The 24,711-nt window shown below is 33.7% G+C and carries 28 protein-coding genes; 23 read left to right on the top strand and 5 right to left on the bottom strand.

Annotated elements, in window-relative coordinates:
• The first annotated feature begins 7 nt into the window (after nt 1–7).
• From C4F50_RS18955 to C4F50_RS18925, 7 genes are all read left to right on the top strand, one after another.
• Nucleotides 8–556, top strand: coding sequence for an LbetaH domain-containing protein (locus C4F50_RS18955; RefSeq protein ID WP_194140213.1), 549 nt, complete (start codon nt 8–10; stop codon nt 554–556).
• On the top strand, nt 546–1,094 hold the full coding sequence (locus C4F50_RS18950) for an LbetaH domain-containing protein (protein ID WP_194140212.1): 549 nt from the start codon (nt 546–548) through the stop codon (nt 1,092–1,094). Before C4F50_RS18955 ends, C4F50_RS18950 begins: the two co-directional genes overlap by 11 nt.
• A 10-nt stretch (nt 1,095–1,104) precedes the next feature.
• A complete protein-coding gene (locus C4F50_RS18945) occupies nt 1,105–1,932 on the top strand; it encodes a glycosyltransferase family 2 protein (protein ID WP_194140211.1) in 828 nt (275 codons plus the stop codon).
• 30 nt (nt 1,933–1,962) lie between these two features.
• A complete protein-coding gene (locus C4F50_RS18940) occupies nt 1,963–2,709 on the top strand; it encodes a glycosyltransferase family 2 protein (RefSeq protein WP_194140210.1) in 747 nt (248 codons plus the stop codon).
• 38 nt (nt 2,710–2,747) lie between these two features.
• Nucleotides 2,748–4,160, top strand: coding sequence for an undecaprenyl-phosphate glucose phosphotransferase (locus C4F50_RS18935; protein WP_194140209.1), 1,413 nt, complete (start codon nt 2,748–2,750; stop codon nt 4,158–4,160).
• 92 nt (nt 4,161–4,252) lie between these two features.
• Nucleotides 4,253–5,044, top strand: a complete 792-nt coding sequence (locus C4F50_RS18930; RefSeq protein ID WP_194140208.1) for a polysaccharide biosynthesis/export family protein — start codon at nt 4,253–4,255, stop codon at nt 5,042–5,044.
• Between the two features lie 8 nt (nt 5,045–5,052).
• A complete protein-coding gene (locus C4F50_RS18925; protein WP_194140207.1) occupies nt 5,053–7,434 on the top strand; it encodes a GumC family protein in 2,382 nt (793 codons plus the stop codon).
• A 75-nt stretch (nt 7,435–7,509) separates the two neighbouring features.
• Here C4F50_RS18925 and C4F50_RS18920 read toward each other — a convergent pair whose 3' ends face one another.
• Nucleotides 7,510–8,247, bottom strand: coding sequence for a tyrosine-protein phosphatase (locus C4F50_RS18920; protein ID WP_194140206.1), 738 nt, complete (start codon nt 8,245–8,247; stop codon nt 7,510–7,512).
• A 146-nt stretch (nt 8,248–8,393) separates the two neighbouring features.
• On the opposite strand from C4F50_RS18920, the gene C4F50_RS18915 reads away from it, so the two are divergent.
• Complete coding sequence (locus C4F50_RS18915) at nt 8,394–9,584, top strand: DUF5009 domain-containing protein (RefSeq protein ID WP_194140205.1); 1,191 nt, start codon at nt 8,394–8,396, stop codon at nt 9,582–9,584.
• 87 nt (nt 9,585–9,671) lie between these two features.
• Here C4F50_RS18915 and C4F50_RS18910 read toward each other — a convergent pair whose 3' ends face one another.
• Nucleotides 9,672–10,235 (bottom strand): hypothetical protein, encoded by a 564-nt coding sequence (locus C4F50_RS18910; RefSeq protein WP_194140204.1) that lies wholly within the window; start codon nt 10,233–10,235, stop codon nt 9,672–9,674.
• A gap of 162 nt (nt 10,236–10,397) precedes the next feature.
• Here C4F50_RS18910 and C4F50_RS18905 point away from each other — a divergent pair, with 162 nt between their 5' ends.
• The 13 genes from C4F50_RS18905 to C4F50_RS18845 all read left to right on the top strand — a co-directional run bounded on the left by C4F50_RS18905 (nt 10,398) and on the right by C4F50_RS18845 (nt 20,462).
• Nucleotides 10,398–11,555 (top strand): BamA/TamA family outer membrane protein, encoded by a 1,158-nt coding sequence (locus C4F50_RS18905; protein ID WP_348537019.1) that lies wholly within the window; start codon nt 10,398–10,400, stop codon nt 11,553–11,555.
• Nucleotides 11,556–11,583: 28 nt separating this feature from the next.
• On the top strand, nt 11,584–12,747 hold the full coding sequence (locus C4F50_RS18900; RefSeq protein ID WP_194140305.1) for a glycosyltransferase family 2 protein: 1,164 nt from the start codon (nt 11,584–11,586) through the stop codon (nt 12,745–12,747).
• Nucleotides 12,748–12,830: 83 nt separating this feature from the next.
• The gene (locus C4F50_RS18895) at nt 12,831–14,234 is read left to right on the top strand and encodes a dihydrolipoamide acetyltransferase family protein (protein WP_194140203.1); all 1,404 of its coding nucleotides are present in this window, start codon (nt 12,831–12,833) and stop codon (nt 14,232–14,234) included.
• 218 nt (nt 14,235–14,452) lie between these two features.
• Nucleotides 14,453–15,223 (top strand): 3'-5' exonuclease, encoded by a 771-nt coding sequence (locus C4F50_RS18890; RefSeq protein WP_194140202.1) that lies wholly within the window; start codon nt 14,453–14,455, stop codon nt 15,221–15,223.
• 76 nt (nt 15,224–15,299) lie between these two features.
• A complete protein-coding gene (locus C4F50_RS18885) occupies nt 15,300–15,911 on the top strand; it encodes a fumarylacetoacetate hydrolase family protein (RefSeq protein ID WP_194140201.1) in 612 nt (203 codons plus the stop codon).
• Nucleotides 15,911–16,255, top strand: coding sequence for an Hpt domain-containing protein (locus C4F50_RS18880; RefSeq protein ID WP_057116875.1), 345 nt, complete (start codon nt 15,911–15,913; stop codon nt 16,253–16,255). The genes C4F50_RS18885 and C4F50_RS18880 overlap by 1 nt, the downstream gene beginning before the upstream one ends.
• Before the next feature lie 179 nt (nt 16,256–16,434).
• Entirely contained in the window at nt 16,435–17,685 is a 1,251-nt protein-coding gene (locus tag C4F50_RS18875; protein ID WP_194140200.1) for a competence/damage-inducible protein A, read from the top strand.
• A 74-nt stretch (nt 17,686–17,759) separates the two neighbouring features.
• Entirely contained in the window at nt 17,760–17,996 is a 237-nt protein-coding gene (gene rpmB / locus C4F50_RS18870; protein ID WP_008468080.1) for a 50S ribosomal protein L28, read from the top strand.
• 27 nt (nt 17,997–18,023) lie between these two features.
• Nucleotides 18,024–18,206 (top strand): 50S ribosomal protein L33, encoded by a 183-nt coding sequence (gene rpmG, locus C4F50_RS18865; RefSeq protein ID WP_011963553.1) that lies wholly within the window; start codon nt 18,024–18,026, stop codon nt 18,204–18,206.
• Nucleotides 18,207–18,280: 74 nt separating this feature from the next.
• A complete protein-coding gene (locus tag C4F50_RS18860) occupies nt 18,281–18,433 on the top strand; it encodes a DUF4295 domain-containing protein (RefSeq protein WP_008468081.1) in 153 nt (50 codons plus the stop codon).
• Between the two features lie 270 nt (nt 18,434–18,703).
• The gene (gene ftsY / locus C4F50_RS18855) at nt 18,704–19,657 is read left to right on the top strand and encodes a signal recognition particle-docking protein FtsY (RefSeq protein ID WP_194140199.1); all 954 of its coding nucleotides are present in this window, start codon (nt 18,704–18,706) and stop codon (nt 19,655–19,657) included.
• Nucleotides 19,658–19,664: 7 nt separating this feature from the next.
• Complete coding sequence (locus tag C4F50_RS18850; protein WP_194140198.1) at nt 19,665–19,844, top strand: hypothetical protein; 180 nt, start codon at nt 19,665–19,667, stop codon at nt 19,842–19,844.
• A 21-nt stretch (nt 19,845–19,865) separates the two neighbouring features.
• Nucleotides 19,866–20,462: a Zn-dependent protease gene (locus tag C4F50_RS18845; protein ID WP_194140197.1), complete on the top strand. Its 597-nt coding sequence runs from the start codon at nt 19,866–19,868 to the stop codon at nt 20,460–20,462.
• 5 nt (nt 20,463–20,467) lie between these two features.
• Here C4F50_RS18845 and C4F50_RS18840 read toward each other — a convergent pair whose 3' ends face one another.
• On the bottom strand, nt 20,468–21,532 hold the full coding sequence (locus C4F50_RS18840; RefSeq protein ID WP_194140196.1) for a serine hydrolase domain-containing protein: 1,065 nt from the start codon (nt 21,530–21,532) through the stop codon (nt 20,468–20,470).
• A 240-nt stretch (nt 21,533–21,772) separates the two neighbouring features.
• Between C4F50_RS18840 and C4F50_RS18835 the strand changes: the two genes are divergently transcribed.
• Together C4F50_RS18835 and C4F50_RS18830 are read left to right on the top strand one after the other, a co-directional pair.
• Entirely contained in the window at nt 21,773–22,213 is a 441-nt protein-coding gene (locus tag C4F50_RS18835) for a lipocalin family protein (RefSeq protein ID WP_194140195.1), read from the top strand.
• Nucleotides 22,194–22,490, top strand: a complete 297-nt coding sequence (locus C4F50_RS18830) for a DciA family protein (RefSeq protein ID WP_194140194.1) — start codon at nt 22,194–22,196, stop codon at nt 22,488–22,490. The genes C4F50_RS18835 and C4F50_RS18830 overlap by 20 nt, the downstream gene beginning before the upstream one ends.
• A 155-nt stretch (nt 22,491–22,645) precedes the next feature.
• Here the strand turns inward: C4F50_RS18830 and C4F50_RS18825 are convergent, their stop codons facing one another.
• Entirely contained in the window at nt 22,646–23,065 is a 420-nt protein-coding gene (locus tag C4F50_RS18825; RefSeq protein WP_012026941.1) for a nucleoside-diphosphate kinase, read from the bottom strand.
• Between the two features lie 221 nt (nt 23,066–23,286).
• Nucleotides 23,287–24,558 (bottom strand): acyltransferase family protein, encoded by a 1,272-nt coding sequence (locus tag C4F50_RS18820; RefSeq protein WP_194140193.1) that lies wholly within the window; start codon nt 24,556–24,558, stop codon nt 23,287–23,289.
• Nucleotides 24,559–24,711 lie beyond the last annotated feature (153 nt).

The following is a 24,711-nucleotide window of genomic DNA, read 5'->3' as shown; positions in this document are numbered from 1 at the left end:
ATAATTTATGAAAAATCAAATTCCAAAATATATAGATACCATTCCAAAATCAGATAAAATTTACAGGCTTGGTTGGAGAATTGTATCCCTATTTTTTTTTAAGCCATTTTCACTTCCATCGTTTAACGGCTGGCGTATTTTTTTATTGAGATTTTTTGGTGCTGAAATAGGTGAAAATTGTGTTATTCATTCCTCTGTTTATATACCATCTCCGAAGAATTTAATTTTCGGATCACATTCTGCTATGGGGCCTCAAGTGCAACTGCATTTTGGTAAAACAATCATTGGAAGTAAAGTTACTATTTCGCAAAGAACTTACCTGTGTAGTGCAAGTCATGAAACCACATCAATAAATACACCTTTCAAAGCAGGTACTATTGTTATAAAAGATTTTGTGTGGATTGCCAGTGAAGCATTTATTATGTCTAATGTAATTGTTGGTAAAGGTGCTGTTGTTGGTGCTAGAGCTGCTGTTTTCAAAAATGTAGATGAATGGACTATTGTTGGAGGCAATCCCGCAAAATTTATAAAAAAGAGAGATATTTATGATAATTAATGATTTTATTCCTGTGCAAACAACCCCTTTTTCAACAAGAATAAAGATTAAAATTCACGTCTGGCGATTTGTTAATGTAACAATTTTTAGACTTTTCCCCAATCAAATAAAAAAACCGAGGATATTATTGCTAAGGATGTTTGGCGCTAAAATAGCATCAACAGTGAATATTAATAGAAAAGCTAATATAGAATTACCTTGGAATTTAACGATGGGACATCTTTCCAGTTTGGGGGCAAATTCTTGGGCATATTGTTTGGATAAAATTGAGATTGGTCAAAAATGCTGTATAGGGAAAGATGTTTATCTGATTACGGGTAGCCATACCATCGAGTCTGTAGCTTTTAATTTGATAACCAAACCAATTGTGATTAATGAAGGGTGTTGGATTGCGACAGGTAGTTACATTTTATTTGGTGTTACATTAGGCAGATTTTCTGTAATTGGAGCTAAGTCATTAGTAATTAAGAGTACTGAAGATTTCGATGTAGTGGGAGGTAATCCTGCCAAATTTATAAAGAAAAGAGAGTTTAGTTAAATAATATAAAATGATTTCAATACTTATTCTCACCAAAAATGAGCAACAAGATTTACCAGGTTGCCTTCAATCGGTAGCCTGGAGTGATGACATACATGTGTTTGATTCCTTTAGTGATGATAAAACATTAGAAATTGCGAGAAAAGCGGAAGCAAATATTACTCAGCGTGTTTTTGATAATTGGTCAGCACATCAAAATTGGGGACTGGCAAATATAAAATTTAAATATCCGTGGGTTTTATATATTGATGCCGATGAAAGGGTTTCAGATTCATTATTAAATGCTATTAAAAATCTCCAATTGGATACTAATTCCGCATTTGTTGCTTATGAACTAAGAAGGAGAGATTTTGCTTGGAGTGGAAAATGGTTGAAATATTCGCAAATGTCTCCTTTTTATCTGCGTTTATTTCGTCCAGAAAAAATGCGTTATGAAAGGTTAGTAAATCCAGTTTCCTTACCCGATGGTCCTACTAGTAAAATAGAAGGATATTTAGATCATTATCCTTTTAGTAAAGGTTTTAAATTTTGGATTCAAAGACATTTGAGTTATGCTGATATGGAAGCTTTAACACGAGTAAAAGATATTAATAATGATATTTCTTTTTCTCTTAAGAAAGCATTATTTAGTTCTGATTTTACTGAAAAACGTTACCATCAAAAAGGGCTTTTCTACAAAATGCCTGCTCGTCCTTTAATAAAATGGTTCTATATGGTAATCATTAGAAAGGCATTTTTAGATGGAAGTGCCGGTTTTACTTATGCCACTTTGCAATCAATTTACGAATACTTTATCGTTTTAAAAAGTAAAGAGCTTCTGAAAGAAAAAAAAGAATAAAATTTTATTCTTTTTAGATAATAAATTTTTATGAAAGTTTCCTTAATTACGGTTTGCTACAATCGTAAAGCAACCATTGCACATTCTATTGAAAGTGTTTTAAGCCAAGATTACCCAAACATCCAATATATAGTTATAGACGGTAATTCTTCAGACGGTACACAAAAAATAATAGAATCCTATTCCGATAAAATTTCGATCTATATTTCAGAGCCGGACAAAGGAATGTATGATGCTATTAATAAAGGCTTAAGTTTAGCAGCTGGAGATGTGATCGGATTATTACATTCTGATGATGTTTTTTATGACACTACAGTAGTTTCGAGTATAGTAGAAACCTTCAAAAAAAATCCTGAAACAGATGCTTTATATGGTAATGGATTGTACGTTACTAATGATGAGCGACAAAAAATAGTTAGAAACAGAATTGGCGGCGAGTATAACTATAAGAAAATAAATCGTGGCTGGTTACCATTGCATCCTACAGTTTACATCAAGAAAACTGTTGTTGAAAAATATGGCTACTATAATCTAAATTTTAAGATTGGTTCCGATACTGAATTTTTATTAAGGTACTTATATAAATACAAAATAAACATTACGTATTTAAATAAGTATATCATAAAAATGAGAATGGGAGGACTAAGCACCGATTATCGTAAGGCTATAGAGGTATTAGTAGAAGATTATAAAATCTACAAATTTCACAATTTGTCTGCTGTTAAAGCAGTTTTTCAAAAAAAGCTGCTGGCTTTAAAGCAGTATGTTCAAAAGTAAAGCATGTATTTAATATTCAATAATGATTGGGTTATCTTATGAAAATTCTTGAGAAACTGGCACAATATCGTTTCTCCCGATATTTCAAACTAATTTTTATTATTTTCGATTTAGCAATTTTCAATTTGTGTATTGCATTGTCTGCATTAGCCCGATATGGAAATCTAGAGAGGCTTGGTCTAAAAGAAGTTCAGACAATTTCGCTATTAGGGAATTTCATATGGATTTGTTTATTACTTTATCATGATTCGTACAGAATAATTCGCATTGAACCGATCGAATCGATGCTGGCGAGAACGATAAAAAAAATTGTAATTCATGCATCTGTAACAGCAGTATTTGTTTTCTTTTTAAACTATTCTGAGATATCACGCTTTCGACTAGCATACTTTTACATATTTTTCTTTTTCCTGCTGATGTTCTCACGATATATGTCAATGAAATTGCTAAAGTATATTAGAGCTAAAGGCTATAATTTTAGAAATTTTGTTATTGTTGGAGCCAATGCTGCAGGAAGGCAGATAAGAAAAATTTTAGCCGAAGACTTGACTAACGGATACCGTTTTTTAGGTTTTTTTGATGAAAAACCTGTTCTTGAAAAACCTGAAAACTATATTGGCGGTTTTGATGCAATACAGGACTTTGTTAAAAAAGAAAAAGTTGACGAGATGTATATTTCGCTCCACATTGATAAAATAGAAATAATCAATAGGATGGTAAAAATATGCGATCAGAATATGGTTCGGGTTAAATTTGTTCCAGATTTTCAACAATATACAAAGTCTAATAAAGTCGAAATAGCATATTATCAAAATACTCCGATTTTAATTTTTCATCCCGAACCTTTAGAATATGCCGTCAACCGTTTTTTTAAAAAAGTATTTGACATTTGTTTCTCATCATTGGTAATCGTGTTAATTTTCCCTTGGCTGTTTCCGATCATTATGCTGCTTATAAAAATGGAATCTCCGGGTCCTATATTTTTTAAACAGGAACGTTCAGGCAGAGATAATCACTCTTTTAAGTGCTGGAAGTTTAGGAGTATGAAAGTAAATACGGTCGCAAATACGAAGCAGGCACAAAAAGGAGACAGTAGAATTACGAGGTTTGGAGCTTTTATGCGAAAAACAAGTATAGATGAATTGCCGCAGTTCTTTAATGTTTTTATTGGAAACATGTCTGTTGTAGGTCCTAGACCTCACATGGTAAATCATACCAATCAATATCGTGCATTAATCAATAATTATTTGGTTCGTCACTATGCAAAACCAGGCATAACAGGATGGGCACAAGTAAACGGTTTCAGAGGAGAAACCAAAGAACTTATTGATATGAAAAACCGGGTTGAATATGATATTTGGTATATTGAAAATTGGAGTTTACTTCTTGATTGTAAAATTGTTATTAAAACAGTTTTGAATGTTTTTCATGGTGAAAAAAATGCATACTAAATCCCTCATTTCCTTATAATACTTTTTGTAAAACATATTGTTCTGCCAGATCTCATCAGATTGCGGATTCTCAATTTTAAATTAAAACTTTAATGAAATCTAAATTGTTTTTTCTTGTAAAAAGCACTGTCTTTTGGTGTTTTTTGTTTTTATTTTTTTCGTGTGCATCGAAGAAAAATATTGTTTACTATCAAGATATTGATAACATCACTTCTGGGCAAAATGCAAATTCGTACGAGATCAAAATTCAACCAGATGATTTACTACTGATTATTGTTTCTGCAGATGATAATGAAGCTGCACAGCCTTTTAACCTGAAAACCTATAATGCGTCGGCAAGCAACAAACTAGATGTGGCACGCGGACAAGAAACCATACAGCAGTATTTGGTAGATCATGAAGGAGATATTGAATTTCCAGTTTTAGGGAAGATTCATGTTGGAGGATTGTCTCGTACAGAAGTGCTGCAGTTATTGAGAGATAAAATTGGAAACTATATTAAAAATCCCGCAATCAATCTTCGAATTACAAATTTTAAATTTTCTGTCCAAGGAGAGGTTAATACTCCTGGAACTTATACTGTTGCCTCAGAAAGAATTACATTGCTAGAAGCTTTAAGTATGGGAAAAGATTTAACCATTTATGGCAAGAGAAATAACATCTTAATTATAAGAGAGGTTAATGGAGCAAAAAGCTACAACAGAGTTGATATTACAAAATCAGATTTTATTAATTCTCCGTTTTACTATTTGAGCCAAAATGATGTGGTTTATGTAGAACCCAATAAAACAAGAGTAAATTCATCTGCTGTAGGACCAAATACTTCTGTGATTATTTCGGCAGTTTCCATTTTAGTTTCACTTGCTGTCTTAATTTTTAAATAATGCAAAATATGAAGAGTCAAGATTTTTATGATGATTTTATAGAGGATGAAAACGAAGGCTTAGATTTTCGGGAGCAGTTGAGAAAATATGCAATTCATTGGAAATGGTTTTTACTAACAATTTCAATTGGGCTGGCTGGAGCTTTTTTACATTTGAGATATACTCCGTCGGTTTATCAAGCTTCTACTTCTATATTAGTTAAAGATGAGAAAAAAGGCGGTATGCTTTCAGAATTATCTGCTTTTTCAGATCTTGGTTTTGGAGGAAACATAAGCAATAACGTAGATAATGAAATTGAAATATTAAAATCAAGGACACTGATTGAAAGTACGATTCAAAAATTGAATTTAAATGTTTCTCTTTTCGTTAACGAAACTGTAGTGAAAAGTGATGTTTATAAAAAGGCCCCCATAAAAATTGTTTTTCTAAATAAATCGAAGCTGTTTTATGAATCGAAAATGACTTTGAAATGTCATTTTTTAAATGAAAATGTATTCTCATTAGAAAGTATAAAGGATGACGAAACAAATTCAGTTTTATTAGGTAAAAAAGAATTTAAATACGGTGAAAAGATCGAAACCGAAATAGGTGCCTTTATTATTGAAAAGACTTCTTTTTTTGAGAATAAGCATACCGATGAATATGAATTTGTTGATATAGAAATAACCCCTTTAGATGATGTTACTGATAAATTTAGAAAAAATCTAAAAGTAGAACCTGTTAGTAAAACAAGCAGTATTGTAAATATTTCTATTTCAGATCCAGTAGCTCAAAAAGCCACAGACTTTTTGGACACTATGATCCAAATTTACAATAAAGATGCGGATGAAGATCGAAATATTGTTTCAGAAAACACCTCAAATTTTATTGCAAACCGCTTAGTATTAATTTCTCAAGAACTAGACGGAGTAGAGCAAAACGTAGAAAGTTTTAAAAAAAACAATCAATTAACAGATATAGAATCAGAAGCTAAATTGTTTATTGATGGTTCTAATGAATTTAATAAAAAAAGTGTTGATGCCGAGATTCAATTGAATGTTATTTCGTCTTTGCTGGGGTTTATTGCAAAAAGCAGTACTACAGATTTACTGCCAACTAATATTATTTCTGATAAAGGAGAAGCTAGTGCTTTAATGACATCTTACAATCAGCTGGTTTTAGACCGTAACAGAATTTTAAAATCTGCTACCACAGAAAATCCAACTGTTGTAAAACTAGAACACGATATTTCTTCTCTTAAATCGAATATTGCAGAAAGTTTGAAACGTATGCAGTCTAATCTCCAGATTCAAGCCCGTGATCTGAGAGGACAAGAGAGCGTTTTAAAAAGTAAAATTGGGAAAATTCCGTTACAAGAGAGACAGTTTAGAGTTATTGCAAGGCAACAAAAGGTAAAAGAAGAATTGTATTTATACTTGCTGAAAAAAAGAGAAGAAACAGCCATTTCTTTGGCCGCTACTGAACCCAATGCGCGAGTTATTGATTTTGCAAAAGAAGAAAAAAATCCCATAAGCCCAAAAAAGAAGATCATTTATCTGGCAGGAATCTTATTAGGTTTGTTGGTTCCTTTTGGGATTATTTATGTAGATGATTTGTTGGATACAAAAATTAAAAGCAAACTAGACCTTGAAGGCAAGACCCAAATTCCTTATGTTGGTGATATTCCTTCTTCTGATGATGTTGAAAGCTTGATTAAATTCGACGACAGAAGCAGTTCTGCAGAAGCGTTTAGGATCGTGCGGACAAATCTTGAATTTATGGTCAATAAAGATGATGAAAAAACAGCTAAAACAATTTTTGTCACTTCATCGTTTGCTTCTGAAGGAAAAACATTTGTTTCTGCCAATCTTGCCGCAACATTTGCGATGTCAGGAAAACGTGTTTTATTAATTGGAACGGACATTAGAAACCCTAAATTTGATAGATTTGTGGACTTTCCAAACAAAGGTCTGACTAACTATTTGACGTCAAACGATAAAGACATACAAGGGTATATTGTAAAGCATAGAGATTATGAGAATTTTTATATTCTGCCTCCTGGCGTAGTGCCGCCAAATCCGGCAGAATTACTGATGAATCCTAAAGTAGAACAGCTTTTTGAGAACCTTAAAAAAGAATACGATTACATTATAGCAGATACAGCACCAGCCTGTTTGGTTACAGATACGATTGTGATCGCTAAAAACGCAGATGTTTTTGCATATGTAATGCGTGCCAATAAATTAGAAAAGAGAATGTTATCTGTAGTGAATTCTTTTTACAAAGAAAAGAAATTACCAAATATGTGTATAATTCTTAATGATACTGACTCGACAAAAGCATATGCGTATGGCTATGGTTATGGTATTAGGGAAGAAAAAAAACCTTGGTTCAGAAGATTTTTTTCTTAGTTAAATGGGTGTAAAATGCAAAAAAGCGATTCAATATTGGATCGCTTTTTTTGTTATGATCTAGAAAAAGGTTCTTTAAAATTTAAAAAAATTATTGTTGGATATGGTTTCTTTTAAAGCATCAACAGTATCGATTTTTATTTTTTGAGAAAATGCCGCTATGTGCTTAGAATGGTGGACATCTGTCCCTGCAAAATTATACATTCCTTTTTTTAATAGCTGTTCTGCAATTTTAGCAATATGCCCGCCGTAATATCCGACAACAGAAAGGAGATTCAATTGAAATAAACAGCCTGCGTTTTTTAGTTTAGTATATTCACTAAAGTTTTTATGATAAAATAAATAACGTTCTGGATGGGCTAAAACAGGAATGTATCCAGCGACTTGCAAATCAAAAAGAATCTTGTACAATTGTACCGGAGCGTTCATGTAAGACATTTCAACCAATACATAGTTGTCTTTTATAGTCAGCAGTTTCTCTGTTTTAAAGTGAGTTTCAAACCAGTCATCCATAAAATATTCGGCTGCTGCCAAAAACGGAATATTAATATTATTCTTTTTTAAAGTAAGTCTTGTTTCAATAGAATTGCTGATAATCTCTTGAGGAGAATTATTCCATACATAATGGCTGATATGCGGTGTTGTGATAAATTGTGAAACACCAATTTCTTTAAACGATTCTGCAAGTTTAGCCGTCTCAGTTATGGTTTTTGCACCATCGTCGATTCCAGGTAATAAATGAGAATGAATATCAACAAAATCCTCACCAAGAAGATCTTTTAAATAGGGTTTCGGTTTAAAGAATGATAACATTCGGCAAAAGTAAAAATAAATTGATTGTATTTTCCTACTGACTGTCTTTTTTATTTAGAAGTTTATTGGTAACATATGGCATTCAAAGATAATTTTGCTCTTTGTGATTAATGTGCTATTTTGCATTGTCGAAAAGATAATATTTTATGAGAATAAAAGAGAATTTGTACAATCAAAGGATTATTTCTATTGATGCTTTGCGGGGGATTACCATTTTTGTAATGATTTTTGTAAATGAATTGGCTAGTGTGGCAAATGTACCGCAATGGATGAAACACATGCCTGCAGACGCAGATGCAATGACTTTTGTAGATTTAGTTTTTCCTGCTTTTTTATTTATTGTTGGAATGTCGATTCCCTTTGCGTTTAATGCCAGACTTTTAAAAGGCGATAGTAAAAAGGTAATCTGGACACACACTTTAAAAAGAGCCTTTGCACTTATAATTATTGGTGTTTTTATGGTCAATGCTGAATATGGTTATGATGCGTCTAAAATGATTATAGCTCCTGCCTTTTGGGGGCTTTTAGCGTATTCAATGCCAATTCCGATCTGGAATAAATATCCGAAAGATTTTCCGCTTTGGCTTAAAAATATTCTGCAGTACGGCGGAATATTGGTTTTAATTGCCTTATACTTTTTTTATATTCAGGATACCGGCGAAAGAGGAATGACTCCAAAATGGTGGGGAATTCTTGGCTTAATTGGCTGGGCATATCTTTTTACAGTGATTTATTATTGGCTGGTAAATGGCAATCTTTGGGCAATGATCGGATTTCTGATTTTTTCTGTGACAATGAATTCGTTAAATCTAGTCGAAAATTCTTTTGTGCAAAATACAGCATGGCTGAGCTTTATAGCAGGACATCTTACGCATGCCTCTTTGGCTTCGGCTGGAATAGTTGTTTCACTTTTGTTTTTTGATAGAAAAACGGCTTCCAAAATCAATTGGGCAGTTATCGGTTTTATTGTTTTGTTTTTTACTGTGGGATTTTTTCTGAGACCCTTTTTTGGAATCTCCAAAATACAAGGAACTCCATCGTGGACAATGTTGTCGGCAGGAATCTGCACCGTTTTATTCTATTTTTTGTATTGGTTAATGGAAATTAAAAAACAAACTAAATGGAGTGAATTCTTTATGCCCGCAGCTGCAAATCCATTATTGATTTATATTTTACCCGGCGTTATCTATTATTTCAATCAAGCATTTGGTCTTCATATTATTCCGGATTACTTTAGAGAAGGAGTTCCAGGAATTATCTGGTCGCTGGTTTTTTCAACAATAATGCTTCTAGTAATGAAAGTATTGAATAAATATAAAATTCAGATGCAGCTTTAAGATTTTTTTTATTTCAGGTTTAAAGTTTTTCATAACCTGAAACCTGAAACCTGAAACTTGAAACAATGAAACCTGAAACAACATTTTTTACAACTGTACAATTACCGATTTGATCTTTAAGACAGATCCAGAAACCGGATTATAATTGACAAAGTTAAATTTGCACAAATTATGTATGTTTAAAAGTTTTCCGTCTTTACGACCGTCTTGTCTAAAATCGGTCCACAGAATTTTTACGGTAGAATAATCTTTTGGAGAAGCAGGCAGATTGACTCTCGGGTGCGAACCTCCGTGTACACAGCCGGTTCCTTCAGCATTTCCTTCTCTTGCCTGTAATTTTATATCCTGCGAAGACTGATAAGTTATTTCAACATATTTTGAATCATCAGGCAAATTCGCAGCAATACCATCATTAGTTTCTGATGGCTTGATCGTTACATTTAATTCGATTTCTCCTTTCGGATTATCTTTTGCAGTAACAATAATAATTTCTTTTTGTAAACGAACTGCATTTAGAGTTTCTTCATTTTCGATTGAAGGCCCGGCAATAAACCATTTGTTCGTTTTTACCAGATCCGATTCATTTCTTAATTGTTTTGTTGAAAAACCAAATAAGGCAGTTAATAAAACTATAAAACAAATTTTCTTCATAAAAAATATTATCAGAGTAGTCAAATATAGTTTTTTTGCCAAGATTAAAATTCTTTTTCAATAGCACGAAAATTATAGTTTGTTATTCTTAATAAAATTATAAATTTGTAAGACAATGCTTTTAAAATATTGTAAGTGAGTAGTTTAAAAATAAAATTTGCTGTGTTTTTAATTTTTACCACTTCATTTTGTCTGGCGCAGAATGACAGTATTACTATGGGAAATCACGATATTTTAGATGTTATTCATAAAATCTTTGACAAAAACGATTCGATAAAAAAAGACAGACAGAAGAAAATAGCTTTTTCATTGCTACCTGTTCCTGTAGATGTGAATTCGAGTACAGGTCTGGTAGTTTCTTTTTTAACCACTTTTTATCTGGGCGAAGACCACGAAAAAACAAAAATGTCCCAGGTTACTTTTTCGCCTTATTTTAGTTTTACAAAACAATACGTTTTCCCAGTTCAATCCTATGTTTATACCAGTGAGAACAAATGGAATTTTATCGGCGATTATCGGTATATGATTTACCCGCAATATACCTATGGTATAGGTGAACATAATTCTAAAGAAAAAATGTCAACATTAGATTATCAGCAGTGGCGTTTTTATCAATTTATAACCCGAAAAGTAATTGGAAATTATCGTTTAGGAATTGGGTTTCTTTTTGATAATTACCAAAATATTTCTGAAGAATCTTATATTGATGTTCCGACCGATTATTACAAATACATGAATGGAGATTATGCTGACGAAAGTTCTTTTGGTTACGCCATTCAAGGTTTGTATGACTCTAGGGAAAATATTATTAATCCGGAACAAGGATTGTATATCGAAGCCGATTTGCGGATCAATACCAGCGGTGTCGAAGGAGACAAATGGCAGTCTTTGTATATAGATGCCAGAAAATATCATTCATTTAGCAAAACCAAACACCGCGTTTGGGCTTCCAGAGCTTTTTATTGGTCTACTTTTGGCGGAAAACCGCATTATTTGGATCTGCCGAGTATCGGTTGGGATCGTGACGGAAAAACGGGACGCGGTTTTACAAAAAACAGATACAGAAGTAATGTCTTGATTTATTTTGAAACCGAATACCGAACCGATATTAGTAAAAACGGTTTTTTTGGAGCGGTTTTTTTTACCAATATTTCTTCGGTTTCTAAATTAGAAACGTATGATTTTAAAAAATGGAATCCAGCTGTGGGAACCGGAATCCGTATAAAGTGGAACAAACGGAATGGCAGCAATTTGGCGCTGGATTACGGAATCAGTAAAAACGATTGGTCTTTGCGTTTGGGATTATCAGAAAATTTCTAACTTCGGCCAAAATCTACAGACCCTTTTCATGCAGTTATCGATTATTATCCTTAATTATAATGTTCGTTATTTTCTAGAACAATGCGTTTTGAGCGTTCAAGAAGCCATTACGACCATTGAAGCAGAGATTATTGTGGTCGACAATCATTCATCAGACGATAGTGTTTTGATGATGCAGGAAAAATTTCCAGAAGTAAAACTGATTGTAAACATTGAAAATTTTGGTTTTCCAAAAGGTAATAATATTGGTTTTTGTCAAGCGAAAGGAAAGTACGTTTGCATTTTAAATCCCGATACAGTTGTTGCCGAAGATACTTTTACAAAGATTCTGGCTTTCGCCGAAAGGCAAAATAATCTCGGAATTGTTGGCTGTAAATTAATTGACGGAACAGGAAATTTTCTGCCCGAAAGTAAACGCGGCATTCCGACGCCCTGGGTGGCTTTTACGAAGATTTTTGGTTTATACAAACTCTTTCCAAAATCAAAACTGTTCAATCAATATTATGCCCAGCATCTAAATGAAAACGAAAGTGGAAAAGCTGCCATTTTGGTTGGGGCTTTTATGTTTTTAGAAAGTAATTTATATGAAGAATTAAATGGTTTTGATGAAGACTGTTTTATGTATGCAGATGATATCGATTTGTCATACCGTGTGCTGCAGAAAGGGAAAAATAACTTTTATTTTCACGAAACCACAGTTTTGCATTATAAAGGAGAAAGCACGATAAAAGACGAAAAATACATGAAACGTTTTCAGGAAGCTATGAATTTCTTTTATGCGAAACATTTTAAGAAATCTTGGTTTTTTAGCATTTTTATTCAAATCGGAACTTGGTTTTTCTCGTTCGCAAAAATGTTTCAGGGAAATGTAAAAGAAAAACCATTGCCAGAATGCTATATTTTGTACTCCGAAAATGCGAATTTATCGGAAAAACTAGCTTCGATTTTAGAAAATAAAGTTAGTTTTTTGGATTTGAAAAAAGAAAAAATGGTAAATTCGTGCCTGATTTTAAAGGGTAAAAAGACAGAGATCATTTTGGATAATCAATATGTTTCATTCAAAAAATGTATCAATATAATAGAAACTCTTAAAGATAAGAACATTACTTTTAAGATTTTCCCTAAAAGGACTGCTTTTATTATTGGAAGTAATTTAAGAAATGGGAGAGGGGAAATCAGAATAATTAAGTAAAAATTATACAAAGTATAATTTATGTTTAAATTTTTCAGTAATTTCGCAATCAGAAAATCAAAATCATCCTTTAGAATAACAATATGGCAAGATTTGAATTAAAGCTTCCTAAAATGGGAGAAAGTGTCGCTGAAGCAACTATTACAAACTGGTTGAAAGAAGTAGGAGACAAAATTGAAGCTGATGAAGCAGTGCTTGAAATTGCAACTGATAAAGTTGACAGCGAAGTGCCTAGCGAAGTATCTGGAATTTTAGTTGAGCAGTTGTTCGGAAAAGATGATTTGGTGCAGGTTGGGCAGACTATTGCTATTATTGAAACAGAAGGTGGTGAAAGCGCAGTTACAGAAACAGCTAAAGAGGTAGAAACTTCGATACCGGCTGAAGCGGCTGCGATTGAACAGACAATAGAAGCTGTTAAAGAAACTGTCGTTGCACAGGATTTTAGCAGTTCAGAAAAATTCCTTTCGCCATTAGTAAAAAATATAGCAAAAGAAGAAGGGATTTCTGTTACTGAATTAGACGCTATTGCAGGCTCTGGAAAAGAAGGCCGTGTAACAAAAGAAGATATTTTAAAATATATAGAAGACCGTAAATCGGGTGCTGTGCAAGTGCCAAAAGCAGTTGAAGAAACTCCAAAAACGGTAGAAGAGGCTCCAAAAGCGATTGAAGAGGCTCCAAAAACGGTTCAGGAAACTCCAAAGGCAGTTGTTGAAACTCCAAAAACAGCTGAGCCAATTGTTGCAAAAACACAACAGCCAGTGCCTGTTTCTGTAAATGGAGGTGACGAAATTATAGAAATGGACAGAATGCGTAAACTGATTTCGGGTTACATGGTAGCTTCAGTTCAGACTTCTGCTCACGTACAATCTTTTATAGAAGTTGATGTAACAAATATTGTAAAATGGAGAGATAAAGTAAAAACAGCTTTTGAGAAAAGAGAGGGCGAGAAATTGACTTTTACTCCAATTATGATGGAAGCGGTTGCAAAGGCGTTAAAAGATTTTCCTGGAATGAATATTTCTGTAGATGGAGAGTACATCATTAAAAAGAAAAACATCAATTTAGGAATGGCGGCAGCTTTGCCAAACGGAAATTTAATTGTTCCTGTAATTAAAAATGCAGATCAACTGAATTTGGTTGGAATGGCAAAAGCGGTTAACGATCTAGGAAACCGTGCAAAAACTGGAAAACTAAAACCAGACGATACACAAGGCGGTACTTACACTGTTACAAATGTAGGTACTTTTGGAAGTGTTTTTGGAACTCCGATTATCAATCAGCCGCAAGTTGGGATTTTAGCTCTTGGAGCAATTCGCAAAGTGCCTGCAGTTATCGAAACGCCGGAAGGTGATTTTATCGGGATTCGTCAAAAAATGTTCTTGTCGCATTCTTACGATCACAGGGTAGTAGATGGCGCATTAGGAGGAAGTTTTGTAAAACGAGTAGCAGAATATTTAGAAGCTTTTGATGTAGATAGAGATTTCTAAAAGACAATTATAAAAATAGATTAAAAACCGATACGTGTAAAAACCTATCGGTTTTTTGTTTTGTAAGAAAAGTTTAGGACTCGGAGCTTTGGCTGCAAAAGAGTTATTTGTAAAAAGTTAAAATCGAAGATTTGAAAGCTTTTTTAGACAAAAAAATCGAGAATAAAGGAGGATATTCGGCTTTAAAAATTACATTTGTAAACTTATAAAAATTAGAAATGGAATTAAAACTTAACAAACCAATTTGCTTTTTTGATCTCGAAACAACGGGAATTGATATCGGTAAAGATAGAATCGTAGAAATTTCAATATTCAAAGTTTTTCCTAACGGAAATAAAGAAAGTAAAACCTGGCTGGTTAATCCAACAATTCCAATTCCACCACAAACAACGGCAGTTCACGGTATCACGAACGAGAAAGTAGCCAACGAACCCACTTTTGCAGAACTGGCACCGCAGGTTCATAATATGATAAAAGACAGTGATTTGGGTGGTTTTAACTCCGATCGTTTTGATATTCCGCTTTTAGCAGAAGAATTGCTTCGTGCTGGAGTTGATTTTGATATGAAAAATAAAGTTTCTGTAGATGTACAGACTATTTTTCATAAAATGGAAGAAAGAACTTTAAGTGCTGCTTTGAAGTTTTACTGTGGTAAAAGTTTAGAAAATGCGCATTCTGCAGAAGCAGACACTATGGCGACATATGAAATTCTAAAAGCACAATTAGATCGTTACCCAGAATTAGAAAATGACATGAAATCTTTATCGGAGTTTACAACCCGTAAAAAAATCGCCGATTTTGCCGGAATGATCGCTTTTGATAAAGATAACGAAGAGATTTTTACTTTTGGAAAACACAAAGGGGCAAAGGTGGAAAAAGTATTAGAAGCAGAACCTGGCTATTTCAGCTGGATTCAAAATGCTGATTTTCCGTTGTATACCAAAAAAGTTTTGACAGCAATTAAATTAAGAAAATTAAATACGAAATAGAGTTGTTGAGCTGCTAAGTTTTTTTGCATAGTTTTTCTAGAACCTTAGCACCTTAGAATCTTAGACCTAAAAAAAAATGAAGATTATTTGTGTCGGCAGGAATTATGCCAATCATATAGAAGAGTTGAAAAACGAACGCCCGAGTGAGCCTGTTGTTTTTATGAAGCCGGATTCTGCGGTTTTATTAAAACAGCATCCATTTGTAATTCCAGAATTTTCGGAAGATGTGCATCATGAAATCGAGATAATCATAAAGATTAATAAAGTTGGAAAATATATTGAGCCCAAATTTGCTCATAAATATTACGATGAGATAAGTGTTGGAATTGATTTTACAGCTCGTGATCTGCAAAGTAAATTAAAAGAAAAAGGGCTTCCGTGGGAAAAAGCAAAAGCTTTTGATGGTTCGGCTGTTGTTGGAGATTTTTTGCCAAAAACCGATTTTGTTTCTATGGAAAACCTTAATTTTGAATTGCGAAATAATAACGAGACAGTTCAAAAAGGAAATTCTGAAATGATGCTTTGGAAAATTGACGAATTGATTTCGCATGTATCACAGTTTTTTACCTTAAAAATTGGAGATATAATTTTTACAGGAACACCAGCAGGTGTTGCAGCCGTAAAACCAAATGATGTTTTAGAAGGCTTTTTAGAAGATAAAAAATTATTTAGAATACAAGTAAAATAATGGCTTTAAAGTACAACCTTTCGAAAGTATATGCGCTTTCAGATAACGATCCTGAATTTGTAAACGAAATTTTAAATTTATTTGTTACAGAAGTTCCTGAAGACTTAAAACAAATCAAAGAAGGAATTAAAAAGAAAGATCATAAATATGCTTATTCTTATGCACATAAAATTAAGCCGACATTAGATTTAATGGGTTTGAATGTGGCTTTCGAAGAAATTCTGCAGGTAGAAGCCTGGACAAAAGCAGAAGGCAAGAAAAAAGATATTATTGAAACTTTTAAAAGTATTAAAATACAAGTTAAAGAAGCAATTAAAGAAATCAAAAAAGACTTTGATTTGTAAATAAAAATAAAGCCCAATTCTGTTTTTGTGAAAAGAATTGGGTTTTATTTGTTTTCCCCCGACTTAAATACCATTTTTTAAAAATAAAATGAATGCATTGTTTTACTAAGATTCAATGCGGTAAACTTTTTTTCTTAATAATGACTTACTGTTTTGAGTAAGTAAAATTTTCCACAGACATGAAGGCAGCAATTATTACCATAGGGGATGAAATCTTAATTGGTCAGATCGTAGATACGAATTCGGCTTTTATTGCAAAATCGCTGGATAAAATTGGCGTTGAGGTTGTAGAGATGCTTTCGATCAGCGATGATAAAAAGCATATTTTAGATACTTTTTCGCAATTTCAAAATAGAGTAGACGTAGTAATTGTGACCGGTGGCTTAGGTCCTACCAAAGACGATGTTACCAAAAAAACATTCTGCGAATACTTTGATGATGAGTTGATTGTAAATCCAGAAGTTTTGGCTCACGTAACGCAGTTGATCGAAGGATTTTACAAAAGGCCGATTTCACAATTAAACAAAGATCAGGCTTTGGTGCCGTCAACATGTACGGTTTTACCTAATAAGGTAGGAACCGCTCCGGGAATGTGGATGAAAAAAGAAAACACTGTTTTTATTTCATTGCCGGGAGTTCCGTATGAAATGAAATATTTAGTAGAAGAAGAAATAATTCCGAAAATTGTTCGAGAATACAAACGTCCTTACATTATTCACAAAACGATTTTGACTTATGGTCAAGGCGAAAGTTTAGTCGCAGAGCGTATCGAACACTGGGAAAACAATCTGCCGGAATTTATAAAACTGGCTTATCTGCCAAATCCTGGGCGCGTACGCTTAAGATTAACGGCTAGAGGGACAGATAAAGAGCTTTTAGAAGCCGCTATAGAAGAAAATGTAACCTCGCTAGATGCGATCATTCATGATATTATTGTAGGTTATGATGAGAACGAGACACTGGAGACTGTAGTAGGGAAATTACTTTCTAAACAAAATAAAACAATTGCTACAGCAGAAAGTTTTACAGGCGGAAGAGTAGCGTCGCTGCTGTCTGCTGTTCCGGGAGCGTCGGCGTATTTTAAAGGAAGTGTGGTTTCTTATGCCACCGAAGCCAAAATAAATGTTCTGGAAGTTTCGGAAGAATTAATAGACGAGTATTCTGTAGTTAGTGCGCAGGTTGCATCGGCTATGGCTTTGAATGTTAAAAAGTTACTGAAAACCGACTACGCAATAGCAACGACGGGGAATGCAGGGCCCTCAAAAGGAGATTCTGATGCCGAAATCGGCACTGTTTTTATTGCTTTGGCAACGCCAAACGACATAATTGTAGAAGAATTTAACTTCGGACAACCGCGTGAAAAAGTGATAGATAGGGCTACTGTTAAGAGTTTAGAAATATTGCAGAAAGAAATTTTAAAAATTGTGTAATATTTTTTTGCTACAATGGTTTATTTTTCTTTTCTTTGCACCCTGATTTTGAATAACGATAAAAGATAAGTATAATGTCAAGAGTTTGTGACCTTACAGGTAAAAGAGCGATGGTAGGAAATAACGTTTCTCACGCTATGAACAAAACTAAGAGAAAGTTTTCTGTAAACTTAGTTAAAAAGCGTTTTTATCTTCCAGAAGAAGATAGATGGATTACTCTTAGAGTAGCAGCATCTACGATAAAAACAATTAATAAAAATGGAATCACTGCAGTTTTGAAAAAAGCGCAGTCAGAAGGATTTATCAAATAATCTTTTCCTAAATAAATATATAGCAAGATGGCAAAGAAAGGTAATAGAATCCAGGTAATTTTAGAATGTACTGAACACAAAGCTTCTGGTGTTGCAGGAACTTCTAGATATATTACAACTAAGAACAAAAAAAATACTCCAGACAGATTAGAGATTAAAAAATTTAATCCAGTTTTGAAAAGAGTAACTGTTCACAAAGAAATTAAGTAATAATTAGAGATTTTTGTAAATCTCAAATGGTTTGGCCATTGAGTTTTATAAAAGCTTCAAATAACATTTGAATCATGGCAAAGAAAACCGTAGCATCGTTACAAACATCTTCTAAGAGATTATCAAAAGCCATCAAAATGGTGAAATCTCCTAAAACTGGTGCATATACATTCGTAGAATCTATTATGGCTCCTGAAGAAGTTGATGAATTCTTGAAAAAGAAATAATTACAATCACATTATATAGAAAAGCTACTTTCTTGCGGAAGTAGCTTTTTTATTACCTATATTTGTCTAAATTTTGAAAGAAGCACAACAATTAGGCTTTTTTTAAACATTTTTTCCCGCTATACGCTATATCTTTACTTGCCTAAAGAAGGCAAGCAAAGGATATCGCTTCTATCGGGGCTAGAAACAAACAATTTGCTTTTTTGAGCAATGGGATTTTAAGAAACCTAAATCTTGAAATTCAAAAAAAAAACTAACAATCTATATAAAATGAGTTTTTTTAAAAAATTATTCTCTACCGATAAAAAAGAGACTTTAGACAAAGGTCTCGAAAAAACAAAAACTACTTTTTTTTCAAAGTTAAGCAAAGCCGTTGCCGGAAAATCTAAAGTCGATGATGATGTCTTGGATGATTTGGAGGAGGTTCTTGTAGCTTCTGATGTTGGGGTAAATACAACCTTAAAAATCATTAAAAGAATCGAAAAAAGAGTTTCTGAAGATAAATATTTAGGAACGGAAGAATTAAACCAAATTCTTCGCGACGAAATTGGAGCGTTATTATCTGAAACCAACACGGGAGAAGCAACAGAATTTGAAATTCCTGCAGCTAAAAAACCGTATGTGTTAATGGTTGTTGGTGTAAATGGTGTTGGTAAAACAACCACGATCGGAAAACTGGCTTATCAATTTAAAAAAGCAGGACACAAAGTTGTTTTGGGTGCGGCAGATACTTTTCGTGCTGCAGCAATTGATCAATTACAAGTTTGGGCAGATCGCGTAGATGTGCCAATTGTACGACAAAATATGGGAAGTGACCCAGCTTCTGTAGCATTTGATACATTGCAGTCTGCTGTGGCTCAAAATGCAGATGTTGTCATTATTGATACTGCTGGACGTCTTCATAATAAAATTAACCTCATGAACGAGCTGACAAAGGTAAAACGTGTAATGCAAAAGGTAGTTGCCGATGCGCCTCACGATGTACTTTTGGTTTTGGATGGTTCAACAGGTCAAAATGCTTTCGAGCAGGCCAAACAATTTACAGCAGCGACAGAAGTAACTTCTCTTGCGGTTACCAAACTGGACGGAACTGCAAAAGGCGGTGTGGTAATTGGTATTTCGGACCAATTTCAAATTCCAGTAAAATATATTGGTGTCGGTGAAGGAATTGAAGATTTACAAGTCTTTAATAAATACGAATTCGTAGACAGTTTCTTTAAATAATAGATTAATGAGTTTTGATTCTTTAAAAAATATAACGCCTTCTGCTTTTTATTTTGCAAGCGTTATCTGTTTTGTTTTGGCAAGTGTTTTAAAATCCAACAGCCTTTCTCTGTATTATGTTTTATTAGTTTTAGGAATCGGTCTGTTTTTTATGGGGGCCGTTAAAAGATCTCGTACCAAAAAATAATTCTGTTTTACAGCTGCTTTTATGAAATACTTTTTATTCGGTTTGTTCTGCTTTTTGGTCAGTTGTACAAATAAGAAAAGCGAAAATAGTATTCAGGCTCAGAAAGTAATAGTTATCCAGCCTTTGGGTAATTTTTCTTTAAATCAGGCAAAAAGAGTGTTTTCAGAAATAAAAGCGGTTAATCCAAATGTGGTTTTAAGGAAAAATATTGATTTTCCAAAAGGTTCTTACTACAAACCGCGAAATAGATATCGTGCCGATAGTATCATCAAAAATCTTAAAAATAATATAGATAAAGATTCTGTTATTGTGGGGTTGTCTGAATTTGATATCAGTACCACAAAAAACGGAATCAAAGACTGGGGAATTATGGGGCTGGGTTATAGGCCTGGCAAATCTTGCGTAGTTTCGACTTTCAGGCTTTCGCACAAAACTAAAAACGAACAATTTTTTAAATTAGTTTTACATGAATTAGGGCATACCGAAGGTTTGTCGCATTGTAAAGTAAAAACTTGTTTAATGCGCGATGCAGAAGGCGGTAATCCTTTTGATCAAGAAAAAAGCTTCTGCGGTAACTGCAAAAGCTTTTTAGAAAATAAGGGATGGTATTTGATCTGAATTTCTTATTGATACAGGGCATTGATCTTTTCCCATAACGTTTTGTCAAAATCTGAAAGCGCTAAGTTGACATTATCGGCAGCGTCTCCCATTCTGATGACAACCATTTTTTTGCTTGGAATTACATATATTTTTTGATCATTTTTTCCTAAAGCCATAAACATATCTGCTGGTCCTGTCGGAATTACACTTCCTTGGAAAGTAAGTTGTGACTGAGGTAAATGATAATTTGCTTTTCCGTTTAGCCACCATAAATAACCGTATCCTAAATTAATGTTTTGAGAAGTTGTAGTGGCTTCATTGAAAAAGGCTTCATTCAAAATTGTTGTATTATCCCATTTTCCTTTGTTGAGCATCAATAAACCAAAACGTGCCATGCTTCTGGTGGTGCTTGTGTAGACACTGTTTACACCAAGTTGTACCCAAGCGCCGTTCATTCCGATTTTATCTCTTAATTTATTATTGAAATAGTTTTCCCAAGTTTGTCCGCTGGCTTTTGCCACAACATCTTGAAGTTTTACATATACATTATGATACGCCCAGCGAGATCCGGCATCGGCTTTGTAGATTAAATCTTCTGGATCAACTTCGTCTGAAGTGTCATCTAAGCCAGAAGTCATTGTCAGCAGGTGCTTGCAGGTTATTAAGTTTTCTTTCGCAAGAGTTTCGCTTGTCCACCCCGTTCCTAAATATTGAGAAACTTTATTGTTGATATTTAAGAGATTTTCCTGTTGTGCAATCCCAGTCATGGTGGCTGTAAGTGTTTTACCGGCGCTTGCCCAATACCAATTTGTAGAAGCAGTGTGATTATTAAAATAGTTTTCTAGTACAATTCTGCCGTTTACAAGAATGATGAAAGATTTGGAATTTTTGAGTTCGAGATAATCCAAAAGCGGCTGCACTGCGTTTTGATTCCATTTAAGATCAGAGATCGATTTGGTTTCCCAGACTGAGCCTGTTACAGGCGGAAAATACATGTTTTCTTCTGTAACTGGTGTTTCTTCTTTAGGATCGGTACTGCAGCTAAGAAAGCTTAAGATCAGCAGTGCTTTAAAAATTGTTTTGGTCATGTTTTGAGTTTTTGGTTTGTAGATAAGACCAAAAATATTGAAAATAGTTTAATGAGTTTTTTATTTCTTTTCATGATTATAAGATTACCTTTGTATTCTGGGAAAAATTTCTTTTGAAAACGAGTCTCCTAGCCCTGATGGAAGCGGCATCCTTTTGCTTTTTTCTTTAAAAAGCAAAAGATACAGCGGACAGCAGGTAAAAGCTCCTTATTCTTTGATTTTTAATTTTAATGAATACATATGAAAAACACTTTTATGGTTTTGATTTTGTCGCTTTTGTTTATAAGCTGCAAACAAGAGATAAAACCTGCAGATATTGCTAAATTAAACGGTTATTGGGAAATTGAAAAAGTGGTTTTGGAGAAGGGAGAAGAGAAAGAATATAAGATGAATGAAACGTTCGATTTTTTTCAGATTAAAAATAATAAAGGCGTGCGCACGAAAGTTGCACCACAGTTTGATGGGACATTTTTAACTACAGATACTTTTGAAAATGTTTCGGTTCGTTTTGCAGGAGAACAGGTTTTTTTAGATTATAAAACAGATTACGCAAAGTGGAGCGAAGAAATTATTTCGCTTTCTGATGAACAGTTAGTAGTTAAGAATCCACAGAAAATAGAATATCATTATAAAAAAGCAGCACCTATAAATTTATTGAAAGATGGCGAAAAGAACAAATAGTGAATCTTCTATAAGTGCTGTTTTACAGCAGATCATTCAAGTTAATAAATTACAGCCGGGAATGGATCAGATTGATGTGCGGGATGCATGGAAATCTCTTATGGGCAGCGGTGTGAATACTTATACTAGAAATGTGATCCTTAAAGGGAGTACGCTTTATGTAGAACTGGGTTCTTCGGTACTTCGGGATGAATTAAGCCACGGAAAATCTAAAATAGTCAAAATGATTAATGAAGAACTGGGCCGCGAAGTGGTGAAAGAAGTAGTTTTAAGGTAGACTTTTTAGATTTTAGTCCCGATCCCGAAACCTCGGGACGGGATAGATTTTAGATTTTGTGATATAAAAAAAATTCATTTCTGATGAAATGGATTTTTTTATTGTGGACGTTAAAGTTTTAGAATCTAAAATCTAAAATCTAAAATCTAAAATTATTAAAACTGCTCTCTACCAGCAAAGTGGAATGCACTTTCGATTGCAGCGTTCTCGTCGCTGTCAGATCCGTGAACTGCATTTTCTCCGATTGAAGTAGCGTATGCTTTACGAATAGTTCCTTCAGCAGCTTCAGCTGGATTTGTAGCTCCAATTAAAGTTCTGAAATCTTCTACTGCATTATCTTTTTCTAAAATAGCTGCAACGATTGGTCCGCGAGACATAAATTCAACTAATTCTCCGTAGAAAGGTCTTTCGGCGTGAACTGCGTAAAATGCTTTTGCATCTGCTACAGTTAATTGAGTTAATTTTAATGAAACGATTTTAAAACCACCGTTTGTGATCATTGCTAAGATATTACCGATGTGTCCGTTTGCAACAGCATCTGGTTTAATCATTGTAAAAGTTCTATTTGTTGCCATTTTTTATTTATTAAATTTTGTGCAAAAGTAGACTTTTTTTATGAATTGATTTTAATAAATTCCTAATTAAAACATGATAGAATGATGTTTTGACCAAGAAAAGCTTTTTTTGAACGATGTAAGTAATATAAGTTCATTTAAATAACTTTGGGAAGAAAGACAGCTCTGATGTTTTTGCTGTTTTCTAAAATGAACTTACATCGCTTATATGGTGAAATCCTTTATACTTTGAATATTAATTTGTTTCTATAGAAAATCCATAAAATAAGGGACCAGATGACGACGTAAATTAGGGCACCTGCCAAAGAAGCACTCATCGGATTACTAAAAAATGGGGCAATCCCGAAGCGGTATAAATAATCTAGAAGATTGGTTTGCTCTTCTGGGTTTTTTGGATTTTGAAACTGAATCATTACCAATGCCTGCGGAATAATCTGTGAGGCAAAGAAAACAATCATCGGATTGACTCCCCAAATTAAGAATAGTTTAAAACCTTTTTTATATCCGGCTATATCTATTACATAATATAAAATGGAGAGGCATACTGTTGCTAATCCAGTTGTGTACAAAACATAACTGCTTGTCCAAAGGGATTTGTTGATCGGGAAAATTAAATCCCAGATTAATCCAAAAAAGATTAGTACTGTACCGATAATTCCCATTTGCTGTACTTTTTGAATTTTGGTAGCATTATACAGTAAAATTTGTCCCATCAATAAACCAATAATTCCGTTTACGATTGATGGAATGGTGCTTAAAATTCCTTCTGGATCCCACGTTTTGGTTTCATGGTACATATGTCCTTTTAGTAAAATGCTGTCAACCCAGGCAGCTAAATTGGTTCCTCTTTCGAGATTGGCTTCTCCAATTCCGGGAACAGGAAGTAATGTCATTACAGCCCAATAGCCTAGCAATAAAACAATTCCGGTAATGATCTGCGTTTTTTTTGATGTTTTTAAATACAATAAAGAAACTACAAAGTAGACTATGGCGATGCGTTGTAAAACTCCTGGAAGTCGTACATCGTTATAGGCTTTGATACCGCTGTAAGCCAGAAACAGATAAATAAACAGAATTGAAAAGGCTAAAATGTTTTTGACTTTAGAACTGAAAGTGCCCATTAAAGCATAACCTACAGCAATGGTAATAATTAATCGGCCAATAAGAAGCGGAATTCCTTCTAATCCAAACAACTGAATTTTTCCGAAAAAGTTGAAGAAAATCCCCAAACAAAGCATTCGTAATGAACGAACTAAAATTTTGTTGAAAGTAGTGCCATCGTAAAACTTATCCGGCATTGCGAGAGGTAAAGCAACTCCCATTATAAAAATAAAAAACGGAAATACTAAATCGGTTGGGGTGCAGCCGTGCCAATGCGCGTGTAAAAGCGGCGGGTAAACATTGCCCCAATCTCCAGGGTTGTTTACAATAGTCATTAATAAAATAGTGAGTCCACGAAAGACATCTAGCGAAATTAAGCGTTCTTTTACCATTGGTTTTGGGTAAAGGGGTTAGTTAATAATTTTAAAAATCGCTATTTGGTTTAGAGGGCAATAATCTCGAGAAAAGAGGTGGTTATTTGTTTCTCAGAATTATTGTTATAGCCGCTAATTCAAGAATTTTTATTTGATGAATTCGGGAATTAG

The organism is Flavobacterium hungaricum (genome assembly GCF_015182285.1).
Taxonomy (GTDB): domain Bacteria; phylum Bacteroidota; class Bacteroidia; order Flavobacteriales; family Flavobacteriaceae; genus Flavobacterium; species Flavobacterium hungaricum.
The sequence above is the reverse complement of the archived record's forward strand: the minus strand, read 5'-3'. Positions and strand labels throughout refer to the sequence as shown.